The sequence below is a fragment of the Bdellovibrio bacteriovorus genome, from assembly GCF_001592745.1.
GTDB lineage: Bacteria > Bdellovibrionota > Bdellovibrionia > Bdellovibrionales > Bdellovibrionaceae > Bdellovibrio > Bdellovibrio bacteriovorus_B.
Genome location: NZ_LUKD01000007.1, coordinates 65,931 through 84,326, shown reverse-complemented (window position 1 = coordinate 84,326; position 18,396 = coordinate 65,931). Strand labels below are relative to the sequence as shown.

Below are 18,396 nucleotides of genomic sequence, written 5' to 3'. Positions count from 1 at the left end.
AGGAGTCCCAACTATGTTTCCTCTTGAAACCCGCATTTTAGTTATCGACGACATGCCGTCCATTCGTGATCTCGTGAAGAATACACTAAAAGCGATGGGCTATAAAAACATCCAAGAAGCTGGAGACGGCGAAGAAGGTTTGAAACTTCTTTTACAACACAACTCTCCAGGAACTCAATTTCAACTGGTTATTTCTGACTGGAATATGCCGAAGATGAAAGGTCTTGATCTGCTGAAGCAAGTTCGTGCGACAGCAGAGTGGGCGAATCTTCCGTTTGTTCTTTTGACGTCGGAATCAGAACGCGATCAAGTGACAGAAGCCGTTCTTGCCGGTGTTTCTCAATACATCGTGAAACCGTTTTCAGCGAAGATTTTCGAAGATAAGCTGAAAGCGGCTTATGCTAAGCACAACAAAGCTTAAATTCTTTAAGACCTCAAGCGACCTTGAGGTCTTTTAGTTTTCTTTTCGAGGAAAACTCCCAACATTTTTTCCCCAATCCGGGGGAAATGTCTCATAATAACTTCATGAAAAAACTGTTCTCATTTTTCGTGGGCTTTTTTGCATTTTCAAATTCCTTTGCTCAAGACTGGCGAACGGCTACCCGTGATAGCGCCGGCATTGCGCCAGATCCTCACTCTGAAAAACGTGCGGTGGTGCAAGTGTATGCCGCTCGCACCGTGGATTGGCGCGGTTATTTTGCCGTGCACTCTTGGATTGCGACGAAAGCAAAAAATGCGAACGAGTATACGACTTATCATGTGATTGGCTGGCGCGTGCGTCGCGGGCAAGAAGCGGTCGTCGTACAAAAAGATATTCCGGATCGCCACTGGTTTGGGGCGCGCCCTGAATTGCTGGAAGATCTGCGCGGAGAAGAAGCGGAAAAAGCGATTCCACAAATTGCCAACTTAGCCGCGAACTATGCATATAAAAACACGTACCGAGCTTACCCGGGCCCCAACAGCAACACTTTTATCTCGCACATTATTCGCAATGTGCCGGAATTGAAAGTAGAGCTTCCACCGACCGCTATTGGAAAAGACTGGATTAATCAAGGTGACGTCGTGGGTTGGAGTGAAGCCAAAACCGGTGTGCAATTTTCGTTGTTCGGCCTATTTGGTTTTACCGTCGGCTTGAATGAAGGTGTGGAGTTGAATCTTTTAGGACTTAACTTCGGCGTCGATTTTCTTCGTCCCGCTTTAAAACTTCCTATGGTGGGAAGGGTGGGGATGAAGGACAAGGCCTTTTAATAATCCGCAATTTTCGGCCCGTCTTAAAGCGGGCCCGACTCGTCTTTCTTCAGAAATATTCTATGTTTTCACTCAGAAAATTTTGAAAAATTTGAATGCCTCCCATGGGTGGTGCAGGATGGGCTCAACCATCTCTCGCAAAGGAGGATGATATGAAATTACTAACAGTCTTAGTGGCTACGGCCATGATGGTTTCGGGCTCTGCCTTTGCAGCCGGCTCCGGTTCGGGCTCAAGCTCAAGTACCGGTTCGTCGACGGGCACAGGTTCAGGCGCTCATACTGATACGGCAACATCAGGATCGGGAACAGGCACGTCTGATTCCGCTGACATGTCGTCAAGTTCATCACCATCTGGCTCTGTGGCGTCGGAAATTGAACGCCAAGAGCGAGATAAAAAGAAAGCCAAAAAAAGCTCTAACAGAGCGGATGCAAGTGGTTACGAAAGTGAATCCACAGGCAGCATGAACAGAGGTACTTCAGATTCAACAGGATCTGCCACGGGTTCTGGCACTAGAACGGATTCTAGCGGCTCTGGAACTATGGGCACAGAAGGCACAACTGAGTAACTCACACTCAGATACGAGACCGAGCAATAAAACGAACTTGCTTTGGGCCTGGCTCAAAGCAAGTTCTCTGTCACTCTTAAAGGAGTTTGTATGAAGACAGCAATCACGGCCGCGGTGACGGCGTTGTTATGTTCATCGGGATGGGCCATCGACGAAGGTGCATCTTCTTCATCAACGACACAGACGGAAGCCACTCGTTCGTCAGAGGCGAAAAATAAACCTAAAAAAGGCTATGACGCTCGTACGACGAAGACTCAAGCAGAAACGGATCCCAACAGTCCAAGTTCTTCAGGACATGAAAGAGATTCTATTGGCGAAAGTCGCCAGACAGGAACTGGCACCGCCGGTGGAGGCTATCAAGATCCCACAACGCCAGATGCAAAATCCAAAACAGCTAAGAAGAAAAAGAAAGTTCCTGGTCCCACCACTTCACGTGCAGAAAGTTTCGACGAGAAAAATAAAACACCCGCTGAAACCGGCACCGGAATGGGACGCGAAAAAGGAAACACGGGCAACATGGGTTCAGAAGGTACTGTTGAATAGAACTTCGTAGGCGGAGCAGTAAAATGACAAAAACAAGGGCCGCAACAAATGGCGGCATTGGAAATGCATTTAGACTGACATACAAATAGCACCTCTTAAGGAGGTGTTCTTTGTTTAAGTCTTTTCTTTTTTTATCTACTATAATCGCATCCATTTCGGCTCACGGCCATGTCTCTTTCGAAGTTCCGAGTGCAGCGGCGGGTAGCTACTATAAAGCAGTGGCGCGTGTTCCTCATGGTTGTGAGGGCTCACCCACGACGGCGGTCCATATCTCGATTCCTAAAGGATTTGTAACTCCGAAACCTATGCCTAAGCCAGGCTGGAATGTCGAGACTGTTCAAAATGATTTGGGACAAATTGAAGAGATTCGCTTTTCTGGTGGACGCTTGGCCGATGCTCATTACGATGAATTTGTTTTTCGTGGAAAAATCATGGCGGCAGCAGGAAGCACTCTTTATTTCAAAGTTCTTCAAACCTGTGAAAGCGGACAAATTAATTGGGCGGACGTTCCTGTACTGGGTCAAGACGAACATTCGTTACTGGCACCCGCGCCGTCATTGAAAATCACCCCAGCGACCGGCGCTCATTAAAATTGGCTCGTGCTGAAAACAAAAAAGGCATCCGTGCGGATGCCTTTTTGTATTTGATAGTAAGAACTTTTTAAGCTGCTGCTGGAGTTTTGCGAGTGTCTTTTTTGAACTCCGTGATGTAGGGAACTTCGACAAAGAGGGTAGAGCCCACTCCCACTTTCGATTCCACCCACACGCGACCTTGCAGATCTTCTGCCGCGACTTTAATAGCGTCCATGCCCACACCGCGACCGGAAATATCTGTCACTTGTTCGCGAGTTGAAAACTGGCTATCAAAGATGTGCTGAATGACTTGTTCATCGGTTTTGTTCTTCGTATCCACTAAGCGCTTCGCCAATTTTTCACGAATCTTTTGTGGATCAATGCCGGCACCGTCATCTTGAATTTTGATCAAGAATTTCGGTTGAAGAGGGTGAGGTTGAATTTCAAAACTCACTTCGACCTGGCCCTCTGCAGGTTTGCCGGCGTCAATACGCGCATCGGGAATTTCGATTCCATGATCCACAGCATTTCTGAAAGCATGAACCAGAGTAGCAAAGAGCGAGTTGTAAATTTCAGGAATGACCATAACGTTGCCATTGTTGATCTTCAATGGCGCCATCATCTTATCGATTTTTTCGGCCAAGCGGAGCATCACATCGTTGTAAGGTTCAACGAAACGAGATACAGGCTCCATCGCCAGTTCTAAAAGAAGTTCCTGCGCGACGTGTCCGCCCCCAGGCAATGAACCGACTTTACGAGCAATATCATTCAACTTACTGATGGCAATTTCAATTTGACGTTCTTCAGGAAGGGCCGAAGACCCCAAGATTTCTTTTGTTTCGTCTAAGAACTTAAAGAAATACTCTTCGATCTCAAAACATTTTGCACGTAATGAAATAAAGGCGGGATGAGTCCAGTTGTCTTTAAGTTCAGCCAGCAACGTTTCACCTTGATGACAGGCTTCGGCCACTTCTTTAATGGAAAAGAGCGCCGCGCCTCCCTTCAGAGTATGAAGATGGCGGAACAGAGTTTCTGTATCATAAGGAGCTTGGTCCTTAGAGACCTCTTCTCGCACCGAGATCAACAGACCTTGTGCTTCTTGGATAAAGCGATGGATTTCGCGTTTCGACTTGATCATGTTGATGATCAGTTTGGCGTGTTCTTTTTCTGTCTCTGCTTGTTTTTGCGCTTCAATCAGTGAAGTGATATCGGAAGCAACAACAACGACACCTTCCATCGCTCCTTCGCTAGAACGAAGCGGGTGGTATTCTAAGGCAATATTGCGGTTTGCAGAGTGCGGGTAGGTCGTTGGACCCAACGGAGAAAGATCTTCAAATGGCAGCATCTCCATGAACAGGGTTTGCATCCACTTCTTGAAACCTTCGACTTTGTTTTCTGGAAGTTTTAAAACATCCCAAATAAGCTGACCATCAGGTTTGCATTCCACCGTGCTTTCGCAGGCTTTTGAAGAGACATCCAAGATTTTTCCATCGGCATTAAAGATAAAGAAACCTTGGCCCAAACTGTCGAGTAAGGCTGACATGGTCTGATTCAAACGGGATAATTCACGGGTGCGGTCTGCAACCATTTGTTCCAAGTTTTTACTGTAGTTTTCAAGTTGCAACTTGGCATCTTCAAGGGCTTTGATGACATCTTCTTTTTGTTCAAGTTCAGCCCGGTATTTTTTCTGCAGACGTTCTTCTAGTGTCACGTCACGCACGAAAACAATCCAGTTTTTATCACCCATTGAATCAAAAATAGGTTGCAGAGTGATTTGGATTTTTCCTTCGCCACCTTGAGAGCTTTTGAAATTCACTTCTTTGTAGGGAGTGGCATCACAGATTTCAATGAGCTTGTCTAAACCATCAATCGGCTCGCTAAAAGCAAAGAGTTCACCAAACTTCATCCCGCGTGTGATTTTGCGAATAGAAAGGCCGGCGACAATGGCTGCCGTTTCATTGCAATAGACGACCTTTTGTTCGGCATTTAGAACAAACACGGGTTCTAACAAAGTATCGAAGAGAGAGTACTGAATCTTCATTTTACAAAAGTCTCGTTCTTCTGATGGTAAAGGGTGAATTCACGTTTTGATGCCCACTCGGAAGCTTCAGAGTCTGTTTTGGACTCTGCACGCACACGCCAATAGATTTTGCCTAGCGGTACGCGGTCTTTGATAAGGTAACGATTCCCGTCGATAGATTTCGCAATTAAAGTGCGAGAGAAATCAGCCTTGTCAGAAATTTCAATACGATATGAAGAGGCCCCTTCGACTTTTTTCCATTCAAGCCAGATAAAAGGCTCCATCTCGGTTTGCAAGAAGATCGAAGCGGCATTGAAAGGTTCCATTAATGTCGGCGCCACCAACGGGGCACGGAATGTATAAAGCACTTCTTCAATATTTGAAAACTCGGTCAATGGCTGATTCGATTCATCCATCGCTTGCACGCGCACGTTGTAGCGACCTGGATCATTTAATGTCAAAACACCCGCATTGGACGAATATTCCAAAAGCTGTGGAGCAGAGAAGTCTTTATTCTTATCCACTTGAACTAAATATGATTTCGCAAATGGGACTTCGCTCCAACTTACAGGAGTTTCTTTGGGGCCCGGTGCCTGGCCCACGGCATTGATGGTTTTAAGAGGATCCAGAGTCAAACCACCCACAGAGATTTCCAAAGTGCCGGTTTCGCTGGGCTCACTGATTAAACCATTCAGTCCACGCGCATAAACACGATAGAAGTATTTACCGGGGCGATACTGAGACCACGCGGCTTGAGTTTGCGTGATGTCGTATTTTTCGGCGTCTTTAAAGCTGGCGTCCTTTGCGATTTGCAAATGATAGTTTTTTGTCTGTAAAACAGGTTTCCATGCTAACTTCGGTGCTTCTGGTGAAGCAGGGTTGCGATCTTTGCCTGTTGGAGCTTTGAATTCAATTTTCTTTGTAACCAAGACAGGGCGGTCAGGACGCTCTTCTTTATGAGCGAGCAAGTTCAAAGTGAAGGACACCGGCTCGGACCAAGGCGAAACCTTTTGGCTTTCCGTTTGTCCTTGCACGCGCACCCAATAAGTTCCTGAAGGAAGTTTGGGGGTGACCGCGGCTAAGTTCGTCGTCTGCTCTTCTTTTAGAATAGTCTGGAACTCAGGATCTTGGGACACTTGCCAAGTGAAGTTTTTAAGCACTGGTTGAGCGCGCCACTGAACTTCTGTTGTTGTCGCAAGTTCTTCCTTTGGCTTTACTTTCAATTCTAAATTGATTTGCGCTGCTTGCGTCGGGGTCACGATTTGTGGACCCGCCAGATGCGTGACCTGCACGTTCTGAACTGGAGAAACTGCACTGACCTGACCATTGTGATCGAAGGCTTTCAATCTCCAATAGTAAGCGCCCGGTTCTAAAGGTTCAGTGACCGCAGTTTTTGTTTCCGACGTGATTTTAGAAACCGCCACCGTGCTGAAATCTTGCGCTGGAGAAATTTCTAATTCATAGCGAGAGACCGGGCCTTTCGATTGCCACTCAAAGGGAAGTGGATCGTCCGGATTCATGCGCAGATAATTGACATTATTGGCTGTCGTTAAACTTAACTGAGGTTTTTCCACCTGTTTAACTTCGCCTTTTTTATCAACGGCCACGACAGTGTTTTTAGGTAAAGCCTTCACGGCTTTCTTTTTCTTATCAACGTACTTCACATCACCCGAAATAAGTTTTAAGTCGACCGTGCCGCTATGAGCTTTATTGAATTGAATTTTTGGTTTTTCCGCGGTGCCCGGAGTGGATTCAAGTTTGAATTCCTCGGTGCCAGATTTCACCGTTAAAGAAGAACCTTGTGCCAGTTCACCAACCAAGTTTCCGTAACGCAAATCCAGATTCATTTGACCGTTTTTTAGATTCAAAGTGATCAAAGAGTTGGGTTCGATGCGAATTTGAGTTCCATCTTGCAAGCGGATCGTAGCTTCAGAGCGATCTCCCGTAAAGATGGAGTCGTTTTGATAAACAGAGTCTTTGCGAGAAGCGGGAAGCCAGCTGAAGGTGTCTAAATTTTTTCGGCGCACGTCGTTTTGAGAGATCGCCACGTCACCAATCAGTTCTAATTTTCCGTTGTTAGCTTTTGGGAAGAGTAAAGAGTCGTCGTACAGAAAATACGAGAAGGCCACCAACAAAATGAGGGCTCCAACAAAGATGATTTTTTCTGTTTGTCCAAAACGTGACATAACACTCCTGCTTGAGGGCTTATCGGCGGGAAATGGCTAATCATTTACGGACCTTAGGCTAAGTTAAATCAGAATTTCTTTTCGGGTTTCCTGTTAACGGGCATACTGAACTCGTGAAAAAACGTGGCATATCAATAAGATATAAGATTCTATTGCTTCTAACTTCGCTGCCTTTGATTACATTATCGGTGTATCTGGTGCTGGCTTTACAAATTTTTGAAGACGATAAGATCGCCTATGTCTTTGATTCTTCAAGCAGTATGTCCGGAACCATGGCGGCTCAAATTAAGACACAGCTCAATGGTGTCTTAGGAACGACGAAGCCGATCTTTCAAGATTATCTGACTCAGCAAAAGTTCACGTCGATTTCGGATTCTATTTTTGCCAATGAGTTCACTCTTGAATCCATCGTAGTTTTTGGTGCCGGGGCGACAGGTTCTTACGAGAAAAAAGCTCTGCTAGAAAAAGTTCCCGGACAGACTGATGGCATTCTGACATCACTTCAGCAATACCTTCCTCAATATTTTGCCGAAGCCGATGCCAATCGTCGTGTCGTAAAAGTGCCTTATGTTGACGACCGTGTTTTTATTTTTGAAAAAGTGAGCGACGAAACAAAGACGCGCAACACGATTTTCATGGTGATCGTGCGTATGAGTGAAGCTTCCGAGATGTTCCGTGCAGCGACATCTCAGAAGATGTATTTGATCTCTCAAGACGGACTTGTTCTTTTTGGTCCCGATGGCATGCCAGGGAAACGCTTGCAATCTGTTGTAACGCCGTCATTCTTAAAAGGAAAATCGCCGATCGCTCAAGGGGCCGAGACGGACAAAGCCGTTGATGGAACAGAACTTTTGGTTTCTTATTCGCGCGCAGGCTTTGGTGATTTGATTGTTGTGACAACGGTTGAAAAAGAAAAAGCCTTGGGTGCGGTGCAAATTCTTATCCGCAAATCTTTAATCTTCTTCGGTATCTTGATTTCTTTGACGGTGATCTTAAGTCTTTTTGCCTCAAGTGGGATCACGCAAGCTTTGACTCAGCTTTTCACCGCAACAGGAAAAGTGGCTGAAGGGGATTTCAATATCCGTGTTGATGTGAAGTCCAATGATGAAGTGGGCAGCCTGGCTGAAAACTTCAACATCATGGCGGCGGAAGTATCGCGTCTGCTTGAGCAAACGGCAGAAAAAGCGCGCATGGAATCCGAGCTGCAAACGGCCAAAACGGTGCAAGAAACTCTGTTCCCAGAAACACGCGCCAAGATCGGGCCTTTAGCGATTGCGGGTTATTACGAGCCGGCCAGTGAGTGTGGTGGCGACTGGTGGCACTACTGTCAAATTGGGAATAAAATCTTTTTGTGGATCGGGGATGCCACCGGGCACGGAGCTCCGGCCGCGTTGATTACGAGTGCAGCAAAAAGTGCTTCGACGATTATTGAACGATTGAATATTTCTCCGAACAAAGCATTGGAGTTATTGAATCGTTCGATTTACGACGTTTCCAAAGGTCGCATCATGATGACTTTCTTCTTGGCGTCCTTCGATCTAGAGACAGGGGAGTTGGTTTATTGTAATGCTTCTCACGAAGCACCTTTCTTGATCAAAAAAACAGACGGCGCCCTTAAGAAAAAAGATTTAATTCCTTTAAATGAAGTGAACAATCCCAGATTGGGACAAGCGCGAGATTCTGTTTACCAGCAGACCAGTATTCAGATAGAACAAGGTGATGCCGTTTTCTTTTATACGGATGGCATCCCTGACATCCAGAATCCGGGAAAAGAAGCCTGGGGCGAACGAGAATTTATCAAAGCACTCATTGCCGCAAATAAAGATTTCCCGGGAGTGGGCGATTCGGTTGATCGCTTCGCTGTCAGCTTCCAAGAGCACCGTCAAGGGGCGCCCTTGGTCGATGATGTGACCTTTTTTGTGGTAAAAAATGAAGGTCTTAACTAAATTTATAATACGATTTGAACGTGAACGACGAGGAGAAGAGAATGGGTAAACTCGATGTAAAAATGAATAAAGCCGCCGACAAACTTGTGGTGCAAATGGCGGGGACTATTGACGAAGATGTCGACTTTTCTCAATTCAATATCGCTGGCAATCCAAGCATTGAAGTCGAATTGGGTGGTCTTAAAAGCATCAACTCTTGTGGAATCCGCGAATGGATTAAGTGGATGGGAACTGCTTCCGGCTCACAAATCGCCTTCAGCAACTGCCCTAAGGTGATCGTTGACCAAATCAACATGGTGGATGGATTCTTACCCGCGACCGGTAAAGTGAACTCTTTCTTTGTACCTTACTACAACGATGACTCCGGTTCTGAAAAGAATGTCTTGTTTCGTTATGGGACAGAGTTCAACGAAGGTGGGGTGACTCCGCCGGCGTCCGTGAAAGATGAAGAAGGCAATGAAATGGAGATGGACGTTATTGAGTCCAAATATTTCAAGTTCCTTAAGAAGTAGTCCAGCAAGTCCTAGGTCTAGAAAAGAAAGCGGGAACTGATCTTCAGTCCCGCTTTTCCTATTTTAAGCTCAATGCTTTCCTTTAAAACACCGACAAGAAAAACGTGGATTCAAGCAGTAAAAACCGTATTTTAATTCTGGAAGACGACGAGGCCATCGGAAACGCCTTAAAAGAAATTTTAAGTCGCGCCGGTCATCAAGTCTATTTGGCGACTCGTCCGGATGAAGCCAATACGATTCTATCCACGCAAAATAATTTAGATTTCCTTTTCTGTGACTGTCTTCTTCCACAAATGACCGGCTTGGATTTTATCAAGCAGGCACGTAACAATTATCCTAATGCTCGTTTCAAAGTAGTTTTGATGAGCGGTATCTACACGGATAAACAATTCATTCAAGAAGCGACACAAAGCACGCAAGCGATTGCTTTTTTGAAAAAGCCGTTTGAAATGGAGCAAGTTTTAAAGCTCGTGAAAAAAGAAGAAGCTCCTAAGCGCGAAGAGTCTTCGAGTGCTCGTAAGCTTCTTTATCAAATGTTCGCAAACCCCACGGTGACCAGCCGTCAAAAAAGAAAAGTGATTGAGTCGATTGAGGAAGTCAGCGGCTTTGATTTGCCTTTCTTGTATTCGCTTTTGGTAGAAACTAAGAGCAGTGGCTATCTGAATATCTATAATGCAGACGGATCTGTCTCTGGTATTTCATTCTGTAACGGGAATATCGTCGGTGTCGACGTGGATGATAAGACGACTTTCCTCGGAGAAATGCTTATTCAAAGTGGTTATGCGACTCCCAAAGACGTGCAAAATGCTTTGCGTGATAAAAACAATCGCCGTATCGGAAACTATCTGATTCAGAACAATCAGCTGAGCCCGCATGCGTTTGATTTGATTTTGATGGAGCAAATGAACATCCGCTTGGTGCGTACGATTGTTGATCAGAAAATCCGTGTGAACTTTGCTTCGGCGGAAGTTGAGATGAGCAATCCAAGTATTGATGCTGACACTTTGTCTTACTACCTTCATGACTGGATCGCTTCCAAGATTTCTTTGAACTGGTTGAAGTCTTTGTATGTGATGTGGTCTGGAAACGTGATCGTGAAAAGCCCGACATTTCGCGATGACCATCCTGCTTTGACAATGTCTTTGATCAAAACCTTAGAGGGTCTGCCTTTAAAGCTCAATAATCAAATGACGCTTTCGCAGCTTTTGGACGTCAAAGGCTATAGTGAAATTGCAGTGTATAAAGCCATCCACTTCCTTTTAACTAAAGGATTGGTGGTTTTTGCTCAGCGCGCAGCTTTTGCAAATCCGCAAGAGCAGTTGAAGGTTTTGAAAAAAATCTGGGCCGAACTTGATGGCAAGAATGGTTATGAAATCACTTCTTACATGGAAACCGCTGCGGGTGGGGCGTCTATGGAAGCCGCATTGGCAGAGTTCTTAACGATGTTGGGCGATCAGCCCCAGGATGCCGCTTCAGAAGCTTTTGCTGTCTGGAGTAAGATCAAAAGAACGGCCGAAGATGCCGTCACCGCGTCTCAAGATTCTAATAAGATCGATCAATACCGCCAGGCTACGCAGAAATCAGAAGCGGAGGCTAAGCTTCGCGCGACCACTTTGATGGAAGAAGTTAAAAAACAACTTCAGTATAATCAATACGCGAAAGCCTTAGAGACATTGGCCGAGATTGCAAGACTCAATCCACAAACTCAACAGCTTCACTTGTACAGCTCTTGGGCAAAGTTGGGTGCCGTGGATCCAGCAAAGAAACAATTTGTTCTTAAAGAAGTTGAGTTAGAGTTAGTTCAAGTTCCGCCAGATGAGCGCTATGACACTTTATTCCCCTTCGTGGTGGGTCTTTTCAATAAGATCAAAGGGGATGTCGTGGCCGCTAGAAAATCTTTTGAGAAGAGCGTGGCTTTGGATCCATCATTCATTCCTGCCCGTCGCGAGATTTCCCTTTTAACGGCGGCCAACAAAAAACAAGACGTCTTCAATATGGACCTGAAACAGGTTGTTTCAGGCTTCTTTAAAAAGCGTTAGAACTTCCAGAAAATTCCTGCATTTAAATCAATCTGCATTTCTTCTTTTGCGGCAGCCGGATCGTATTTGTAATCACTCAGACCTAAACCATAACGCAAATACCAGTCTGCGTTGAACTGCCAGTAAGCCAGAGCTTTCAGATTGTAGGCGGAAGAAACTTTGAAATCACTGCCTGAAGAGCCCGCAAAATATTGCAGTTTATACTCTGTCCAATGCATGAAAGGTTTCATCCAGCGATTTGGTTTTTTGAGCCAGAACGCGCCAAGACCATAAGCTGTGGCGCTGGCATTTTCACCTTGAACCATTTGCAATGGTAAAGTCAGTCCCCAAGTGGCATCAATAAGATTGAAACCTTCGTGCGCACGCCACTTTAACTCCAAGGTTGTGAAGTCGACTTTGGCAACATCGTCTTTTTCAGTGAAGTGCTGCAATCGCTCTACAGAAAGACCCCACTTAAAGCGGGACCAGTCGGCGTTGATCATTAAGAAGTTTTCAAACCACCACTGAAATTCTAAGGCACCAAAAGCGATGCCTGACGGGGTCTGGTAAGAGGCTCCCACGCCAAGTCCGAAAGGCTGGCCGCGAAACACATCATAACCAGCTACAAAGTTTTGACCGTCAGCTTGCACATTCAAATAACGGCGCGTTTCTACGCCCGCTGGAATTCCGCTGACTTTCCATTGAAATTGATTTTTCTTAAGTGGTTCTAACTGAGAAGTTCCATCATTTTCAGGAGAGCGGACTTGCACACCTTCAGGGCTGATGCCAGTAAAAGAAAGTTTTGAAGCGTAAGTGCGAGACACCGATTTTTGCGAGAGATACGGACGGTTTTTAGCTTTCGGCAGCTCACCGCGAACGTAAAACTCTTGGCGCATCGGAATATCGCCATCGCCTTTTAAGTAAAGTACGGGGCGATTTTTAGAAAGAGAAATCTGCCAGTCTGTCTCTGAAAGCTTCTTAACTTTCTTTTCGTCTACGGGTTCGGCACCGGACGCCGTCAGGATAATGCGGCTGCCATCGTCAGATACAACGGCATCTTTGAAATCGACGTCTTTTTTGCGAGTTTCAATTTCAAAGAAAGCGCCGGTTTGAGTTTGGGCTTTGAAGGCCACGTTTTCGCTGCGATCATTCAAATAAATGATGCCTTGGTTTCCAACGATCTTGCCGTTGATTTCAACTTGAGCGGCTTTCTTCGTGCTAGAGCGGGTTTTCACCACCATTTGCCCTTGTTGAGAACTTAAGTAAAGTTCCTTGGAACACATGTAGATGCGAGTTTCTTCGCTTTCACGATAAATGCAAAAACTCATGAACGGGAAGTACTTCATATCATCGACAAGCGATGCTTCGACTTCATCAGCAGAAAAAGTAGCCACTTGTGAGCGCAGATGCTCATCTTCACCCGTAGCAGGAACACCGTCGGTGATAGTGACATTTTCTTTGCTTAGTACCGTCGTGAAGATGGCTTTACCAGAGTTGTTTTTTACCGAGAGTTCGCCTTCGTTAACCAAACCCGCTGGCCAAGTGAAGCGAATGCGATAAAGACCTTTTTGAGTGGAAGGTTCAATTTGAAAGGTGATTTGAGTTGTATCGATTAAAATATCACCGATTTTTAAACGGTCTTCGTCGATCAATGTGTACTCAAATCGCTGCGGCAGAACTTGCAGATTGTTCTTATCCGCCTGGAAATACAGAGGCTTTAATTTGCTTGTGCGAGAGGGCGCTTGCGCCTGAGCCTGGATAGAATACGCCGTCATTAAAGAAAGCAAAGCGAGCAGGCATTTGGACATTACAAAAGCTCCTTTTTGATTTCGTCAGCACTCTTATGAGCCATAATAGCTTTGATCACAGATAAAGACGTTGTCATCTTTGAAAGGAAGTCTTCGTTGTGAGTGATCACCACGCGACGAGGATGTCCCTCCCACGCGTGCTTAATTTTTGAATTCAAGTCCCAAGCTTCTTGGAAAGTTTCCGTGCGAATCGTATTCGTCGTGTCGTAGAAGTCAGAGGAAGCCGTGTCTAAGTGAATCACCCAGTCATAGCGAGCAATCTCTTGTTCTTTAGAGCTTTGTACAAGTTTGAAGAATTCGTCTGCTTGCCCGGGCCAATAAGCAATGGCATCCAAGGATCCTCGGTCGCAAACGATCAAAGACTTTTGACTTAACGTCGAGATCATCTCTTCGAGTTCTTTTTGAGTGTAGTAAATCGCTTTTTGCGCATGAACGACACCTTGAGCTTCCTTAAAGCGAGGAAAGCCACCGCGATACAGAATACTTGCAGCTTCTGGAACGACTGCGCACTTTTGTCCCAACTCTTTTTTCAAAGCTTCAATCAATGTAGTCTTGCCACCCGAAGGTCCACCGGTAATTGCGATTTTGACGTATGAATTCATACGGATAGGATCGCCAATTCATAGGGCAGGGTCAAAATAAAAACTACAGCAAATAACGCAGGCGGAAGGCGATATTATAGATCATGCGGGCGAGCCAAGAGCGGGCCGCAAGATCCTTTTCAGACACAAGTTTCGCATTGGCTAAATCAGTTTCCCACTGTTGGGTCATGTTTTGAAGGCTGTCGGCATCGTTCAGCACCACTTCCACTTCAAGATCATGCAACAAACTGCGGTGATTCAGGTTGAAAGAGCCAATAAAGGCTTCGTCATCCAGAATCATTGTTTTCGCGTGCAAGATGGTCTTTTGGTATTCATAAATGGGGATGCGCTTTTGAAGCAAAAATTTAACAATGTAAAAGGCGGCCCATTTGACGACAGGAACATCCGACTTTCCTGGAATCAGAATCTTGACGTCGACTCCGCGGCGCGCGGCTTTCAGGAGGGCTCGAAGCAAAGATCTTTTTGGTAAGAAATAGGCTGTCGTAATGTAAAGTCGCTTATTCGCGGAAGCGATTCGGTGTAACAGATCCCGATACAGACGTCGTCGCGTGCGTTGCGTGGTGTTCAGGCGTAAAATCTTTTCGTGAGGCTCTACGCGAGAGCGCCAGCGACCGACCCAGTTGATAAGTCCTTTGATATAAGTACGCAGATAGCTGATTTGAAAAGCTAGAACCAAATACTTAATAGCATCGCCTTCGACCCAAGCCCCCGTGTCTCGCCAGGCGTGAGACCCCACAATGCTCGCACAGTGATCTTGAACGAAGTTGAAGCTTCCTAGATAGGCGCGTTTTTCATCGATAATTGAAATTTTTCGGTGATTGCGCCGATTCATGTGCTTCATCAAAAAACTTCCATGCAATGAATACTTCGCAAACAGACTTCGTGCCCACAAAAGTGGGTAGGGGAAGGGATGGAAAACCCGGAACTCAATGCCATGTTGAGAACACAGACGATCGAGTTGAGGAATATAGTAATACGAGCCAAAACCGTCGACCACAATCTTGACGCTGCAACCGCGAGCGCGTGCTTTGGCGAGTTCCTCAATGATTGGAGTTGTGAGTCTATCCAGAGCAAAGATGTAAGATTCGATCGTTATACTTCGTTGTGCATGACGAATATCCTCGAGAAGGCTTTGATAGTACTCATCGCCCGAATGAAATATGCGAACCTGACTCCATGACTCCATATGTCGATTGTTCAATATATTATTAAAAAAGTCGACAGCAAAGCAGGGGTGGGGGCAAACTGACTTTATGACGACGTGCAATCTATGGAATTTTAAAAAAATTTTGGCGGGAAGTTTTTTAGTCTTAGCGTCTTGCGGGGCGACATGGGCTCAAGCGGCACTTCCTAATGGAAAAACCACGGTGATTTACTTCGGTCAGCAAAAAGCGGCCGAGTTTGATAGTAAGATTAAGCCTTTCTTTGCAGAACAATCTCGTCCCTGCAAGAGCTGTGAATTGGTGAACTACACTCCTTACGATTCTACGGGAGAAGTGGACATGGAGGCGTTGAAAGAGCGCATCACCTCTTTGCCAGAAGGCACAAGTTTCGTGTTTTTTGATTTCAACATGAAAGTGAATGATTCCACGAAGGACCTTGTTCAACTTCTGAGTAAAAAATCGCAAGCGGGTTTGGTTATCGTCGGATCTGCGGGCGTTCCACCTGCGGCGGAAGCTTCAGGCCCTCTGAGTCGTACCGTGCTGGGACAAGTTCCGGGCGCTTTGATTATCGGTGAATTGGGTGAGCGTGATCGCTTGGTGCCAACAGGTTTCTATGGCCCAGAAATGTTGACGGCTCTTCGTCCTCCGAAAGATCATATCGGTCAAGGTTACAGTCCTTTGATTTTCGCCGCGAATTTGGCGGAAAATTGGCAAAAAAGATCGCCGCAAGAATGGGTGGATTATTTGCGTAATAAAAAGTCTAAGAGTCGTAAGATTTGGATGGGTTTAAACGACATGTTCTAGTCTTGAACTTGGTTTGCTTGGCGGAGCGGATTCGGGAATGAGTCGCTTCGTTCGGGCACGCCATCGTGGCTCATCAGCGCCGGCCTTGCCGGTTCGGCCATCCTGGCCCGCTGAAGGCCCTTCACTTCGGACTCATTCCCGAATCCGCTCCGCCAAGCAATCAGTTAACGCTAGGTCATTTATTCCAATCAAATATTCATGTATGTTTTTTTTATTACGCTGCATGGGCGCGTTTGTCGTGTGTATGTGTTTAGCGGCCGGGGTAGAGGACGACTCTGTTGTGGAGGCGTTGGGGGACTTTTTCTCGAATGAGGCGTAGGGCTTCTTTGTCGCTGTAGCGGCTCGAGGCGTGGATGAAGACGATTTGTTCGCTTTCGATTTCGTCCAGGCGGGGGATGATTTCGTCGATGTGGGTGTGGCCCCATTGGCGGGCTTGGTCGATGGTTTTTCTTTCGTCTAAGTAAGTGGCCTCTAAGAAGAGGATTTTTGATTTTTTAACCCAGTCTCTGGAGTCTAGGAACTCGATTTGGGTGTCGCCGGTGAAGCTGACCATCGGGATTTCATGGACTTCGTTGACGTTGATGTGTTTTCGGCGCAGCTCGATGATTTCTTCCTGGCTTAAGCCCACGTATTCTTTTTTTAGTTTTTTGACGGTTTCAAAAACGGTGTAACCGTAAGACTCAATACGGTGAGTGGTTGGGAAGACTTTCACATAGGTGTTGCCGTTGATTTGAAATTCGTCGTCGGGTTTTACGGGGATGAATTCGTAGCGATATTGGTGGCCTTCGATTTGTTCCCACAGCTTCATGATTTTATCGAGGGGTTCCACCAAAGATGGCGGCATATAGAACTTCCCGGGTTCTTGGGAGTTCATGGCTTTTTGCGAGATGATGTAGGGAACTCCCGCCGCGTGATCAAGGTGGCCGTGAGTGATAAAGTACTGCTTTAAGTTTAAAAGGTAAGGGTAGCCTTGGGCCACATCAAAGCTTAAAGAAAGCTCGGGCATAGCTATCGCTGTGCGGATGCCCGACAGCGATAGTCCGTGAAATTTGAATTTGGAATAGCTCCAGCTTTCTCCAGCTTGTACCGACATAATTACATACAGCGTGCTACAAGATCATGGCCAATCCAAGCTACAGGCGCTTTTGGTTGCCATGAATCATGAAGCATCACATAGCCGCAGGATTTAAAGACAACTTCGCTCAAAACCGCCGTGATTAAATTTTTCTCATCTTTATGCAATGAGAAAAGATGGTCTGAGCTCTTCAACATGTACTCCATTTGGTCTTGGCGAGAGTGTTGAGGCCACTTTTCGTAGTTTGTGAATTCTAAAGTCAGCGGATTTTTCAAGTAGTCATCTGTAAACGACTTGATTTGCTCAAAGGTCACATCGTCTTTCAAAAGTTTTTTGCAATCGCTCAAAACTTGTTCAGCGTGTTTTTTATCTCCAGCGTCTTTTTGGATAGCTGCAAGCAAAGGATAAAGTGATACTTCAACACCTTGGAAGACCGAGCTTGAGTTCGTCAAAATCTCTGGGCAGTTGTAAACACAGCAGTGCACACCTTGTTTGAAGAAATTTTCAGCATGTTTTTCCAAAGCCATTTTTGCCCAGCCTTGGAAGTAGCACGTGTAAGTTTGCCACTGATATTGGTTGCCGATCATGACCTCTGTGCCATGGTAGCCATACGCCGTGTAAGAAACATGAGAACCCTGAGACTCCCATTTTTTACGAAGAGGTGCCGAAAGCTCGATCAAATGACGGAAAGTTTCTGCCGTCACTTCGTTAAAGTTTCTAAGGCAGAATTGACCGATTTGAGAATCAAGCAAAGCTTGTGTCGGGATGTGACGGTCGCCCGTCCCTTTAAACGCGCGGTTTAAAAGAGGCATGATGATTTTTGTGCGAGGAACACCACCAGCCATCAAGTGCGCAAACAAAACATTCGCACCTGCAGGCACATGCTTTTCTAACTCTTTCATGAAAAGTTCGGTGTTTTTCTTAAAGCGAGCCACGCCATGAGCCTGAGACTCGTCGATGGCTTTCCAGTCCAACTCGGCCTTATCCCAATCACTCAGTTTGATATCTTTCAATTGATCACAAGGAGTCACACCATTTGCAGCCGCATCCATATCGAAACCGGCTTCCAAAGGAACATTGATGAAGGGTTGAGGAATGAGGGCCGTTTCTTCGGCTGTCAAAGCGCGCAAAGAGCCGTCTTTTTCTCGACGTCCTACAGTGGCACGGACGATGGTCATTCCACGACGTTCGGCTTCTTCGACCAAACCATTGGCGTAACCGCGGGAAAAGAGCTCGCCAAAAAGCACAAGAACATCGCCTTTTTTGTAAGCACTCAAAGCGGGTTTTTCACGAAGAGGGAAAAGTTGCGTCATAAAATACACCTCACAAAGTT

General features: G+C 45.9%; 16 protein-coding genes. 9 read left to right on the top strand and 7 right to left on the bottom strand.

The genetic code is table 11. The annotated features are described in order from the left end of the window. Positions 1-13 precede the first annotated feature (13 nt). The 5 genes from AZI87_RS14475 to AZI87_RS14455 all read left to right on the top strand — a co-directional run bounded on the left by AZI87_RS14475 (position 14) and on the right by AZI87_RS14455 (position 2,947). A complete protein-coding gene (locus tag AZI87_RS14475; protein WP_063208581.1) occupies positions 14-421 on the top strand; it encodes a response regulator in 408 nt (135 codons plus the stop codon). Positions 422-525: 104 nt separating this feature from the next. After that, entirely contained in the window at positions 526-1,248 is a 723-nt protein-coding gene (locus AZI87_RS14470; protein ID WP_063208632.1) for a DUF3750 domain-containing protein, read from the top strand. 152 nt (positions 1,249-1,400) lie between these two features. Next, positions 1,401-1,814 carry a hypothetical protein gene (locus AZI87_RS14465; protein ID WP_063208579.1) on the top strand — a complete coding sequence of 138 codons (414 nt, stop codon included), beginning with the start codon at positions 1,401-1,403 and terminating at the stop codon, positions 1,812-1,814. A 90-nt stretch (positions 1,815-1,904) separates the two neighbouring features. Continuing rightward, positions 1,905-2,357 (top strand): hypothetical protein, encoded by a 453-nt coding sequence (locus AZI87_RS14460; protein WP_063208577.1) that lies wholly within the window; start codon positions 1,905-1,907, stop codon positions 2,355-2,357. A gap of 110 nt (positions 2,358-2,467) precedes the next feature. After that, positions 2,468-2,947, top strand: a complete 480-nt coding sequence (locus AZI87_RS14455; RefSeq protein ID WP_063208575.1) for a YcnI family copper-binding membrane protein — start codon at positions 2,468-2,470, stop codon at positions 2,945-2,947. A gap of 70 nt (positions 2,948-3,017) precedes the next feature. Here AZI87_RS14455 and AZI87_RS14450 read toward each other — a convergent pair whose 3' ends face one another. Both AZI87_RS14450 and AZI87_RS14445 read right to left on the bottom strand, forming a co-directional pair. Then, positions 3,018-4,970, bottom strand: coding sequence for an ATP-binding protein (locus AZI87_RS14450; protein ID WP_063208573.1), 1,953 nt, complete (start codon positions 4,968-4,970; stop codon positions 3,018-3,020). Continuing rightward, positions 4,967-7,135 (bottom strand): FecR domain-containing protein, encoded by a 2,169-nt coding sequence (locus AZI87_RS14445; protein ID WP_063208571.1) that lies wholly within the window; start codon positions 7,133-7,135, stop codon positions 4,967-4,969. The genes AZI87_RS14450 and AZI87_RS14445 overlap by 4 nt, the downstream gene beginning before the upstream one ends. Positions 7,136-7,308: 173 nt before the next feature. On the opposite strand from AZI87_RS14445, the gene AZI87_RS14440 reads away from it, so the two are divergent. From AZI87_RS14440 to AZI87_RS14430, 3 genes are all read left to right on the top strand, one after another. Then, positions 7,309-9,081 (top strand): SpoIIE family protein phosphatase, encoded by a 1,773-nt coding sequence (locus AZI87_RS14440; protein ID WP_253696866.1) that lies wholly within the window; start codon positions 7,309-7,311, stop codon positions 9,079-9,081. A gap of 41 nt (positions 9,082-9,122) precedes the next feature. Continuing rightward, positions 9,123-9,593 (top strand): hypothetical protein, encoded by a 471-nt coding sequence (locus tag AZI87_RS14435; protein WP_063208569.1) that lies wholly within the window; start codon positions 9,123-9,125, stop codon positions 9,591-9,593. 104 nt (positions 9,594-9,697) lie between these two features. Further along, complete coding sequence (locus AZI87_RS14430; RefSeq protein WP_253696864.1) at positions 9,698-11,632, top strand: response regulator; 1,935 nt, start codon at positions 9,698-9,700, stop codon at positions 11,630-11,632. Here AZI87_RS14430 and AZI87_RS14425 read toward each other — a convergent pair. From AZI87_RS14425 to AZI87_RS14415, 3 genes are read right to left on the bottom strand one after another with little or no spacing between them, the layout of a single operon-like run. Beyond that, a complete protein-coding gene (locus tag AZI87_RS14425; RefSeq protein WP_063208568.1) occupies positions 11,629-13,419 on the bottom strand; it encodes a hypothetical protein in 1,791 nt (596 codons plus the stop codon). The two genes, AZI87_RS14430 and AZI87_RS14425, sit on opposite strands and share 4 nt — an antisense overlap. After that, complete coding sequence (locus AZI87_RS14420) at positions 13,419-14,021, bottom strand: ATP/GTP-binding protein (protein ID WP_063208566.1); 603 nt, start codon at positions 14,019-14,021, stop codon at positions 13,419-13,421. The genes AZI87_RS14425 and AZI87_RS14420 overlap by 1 nt, the downstream gene beginning before the upstream one ends. A gap of 43 nt (positions 14,022-14,064) precedes the next feature. Continuing rightward, the gene (locus AZI87_RS14415; protein ID WP_081112238.1) at positions 14,065-15,207 is read right to left on the bottom strand and encodes a phospholipase D-like domain-containing protein; all 1,143 of its coding nucleotides are present in this window, start codon (positions 15,205-15,207) and stop codon (positions 14,065-14,067) included. A gap of 67 nt (positions 15,208-15,274) precedes the next feature. Between AZI87_RS14415 and AZI87_RS14410 the strand changes: the two genes are divergently transcribed. Beyond that, positions 15,275-15,988, top strand: coding sequence for a hypothetical protein (locus tag AZI87_RS14410; protein ID WP_063208564.1), 714 nt, complete (start codon positions 15,275-15,277; stop codon positions 15,986-15,988). A 250-nt stretch (positions 15,989-16,238) separates the two neighbouring features. Here the strand turns inward: AZI87_RS14410 and AZI87_RS14405 are convergent, their stop codons facing one another. Both AZI87_RS14405 and AZI87_RS14400 read right to left on the bottom strand, forming a co-directional pair. After that, complete coding sequence (locus tag AZI87_RS14405; RefSeq protein WP_063208562.1) at positions 16,239-17,081, bottom strand: MBL fold metallo-hydrolase; 843 nt, start codon at positions 17,079-17,081, stop codon at positions 16,239-16,241. Between the two features lie 2 nt (positions 17,082-17,083). Next, the gene (locus AZI87_RS14400) at positions 17,084-18,376 is read right to left on the bottom strand and encodes an enoyl ACP reductase FabMG family protein (RefSeq protein ID WP_063208560.1); all 1,293 of its coding nucleotides are present in this window, start codon (positions 18,374-18,376) and stop codon (positions 17,084-17,086) included. Positions 18,377-18,396: the final 20 nt, after the last annotated feature.

Excerpts from the sequence above, each read along its gene's own strand:
- AZI87_RS14475 (WP_063208581.1), top strand. The coding sequence starts at position 14 with ATGTTTCCTCTTGAAACCCGCATTTTAGTTATCGACGACATGCCGTCC.
- AZI87_RS14470 (WP_063208632.1), top strand. The coding sequence starts at position 526 with ATGAAAAAACTGTTCTCATTTTTCGTGGGCTTTTTTGCATTTTCAAAT.
- AZI87_RS14465 (WP_063208579.1), top strand. The coding sequence starts at position 1,401 with ATGAAATTACTAACAGTCTTAGTGGCTACGGCCATGATGGTTTCGGGC.
- AZI87_RS14460 (WP_063208577.1), top strand. The coding sequence starts at position 1,905 with ATGAAGACAGCAATCACGGCCGCGGTGACGGCGTTGTTATGTTCATCG.
- AZI87_RS14450 (WP_063208573.1), bottom strand. The coding sequence starts at position 4,970 with ATGAAGATTCAGTACTCTCTCTTCGATACTTTGTTAGAACCCGTGTTT.
- AZI87_RS14445 (WP_063208571.1), bottom strand. The coding sequence starts at position 7,135 with ATGTCACGTTTTGGACAAACAGAAAAAATCATCTTTGTTGGAGCCCTC.
- AZI87_RS14435 (WP_063208569.1), top strand. The coding sequence starts at position 9,123 with ATGGGTAAACTCGATGTAAAAATGAATAAAGCCGCCGACAAACTTGTG.
- AZI87_RS14425 (WP_063208568.1), bottom strand. The coding sequence starts at position 13,419 with ATGTCCAAATGCCTGCTCGCTTTGCTTTCTTTAATGACGGCGTATTCT.
- AZI87_RS14420 (WP_063208566.1), bottom strand. The coding sequence starts at position 14,021 with ATGAATTCATACGTCAAAATCGCAATTACCGGTGGACCTTCGGGTGGC.
- AZI87_RS14415 (WP_081112238.1), bottom strand. The coding sequence starts at position 15,207 with ATGGAGTCATGGAGTCAGGTTCGCATATTTCATTCGGGCGATGAGTAC.
- AZI87_RS14410 (WP_063208564.1), top strand. The coding sequence starts at position 15,275 with ATGACGACGTGCAATCTATGGAATTTTAAAAAAATTTTGGCGGGAAGT.
- AZI87_RS14405 (WP_063208562.1), bottom strand. The coding sequence starts at position 17,081 with ATGTCGGTACAAGCTGGAGAAAGCTGGAGCTATTCCAAATTCAAATTT.
- AZI87_RS14400 (WP_063208560.1), bottom strand. The coding sequence starts at position 18,376 with ATGACGCAACTTTTCCCTCTTCGTGAAAAACCCGCTTTGAGTGCTTAC.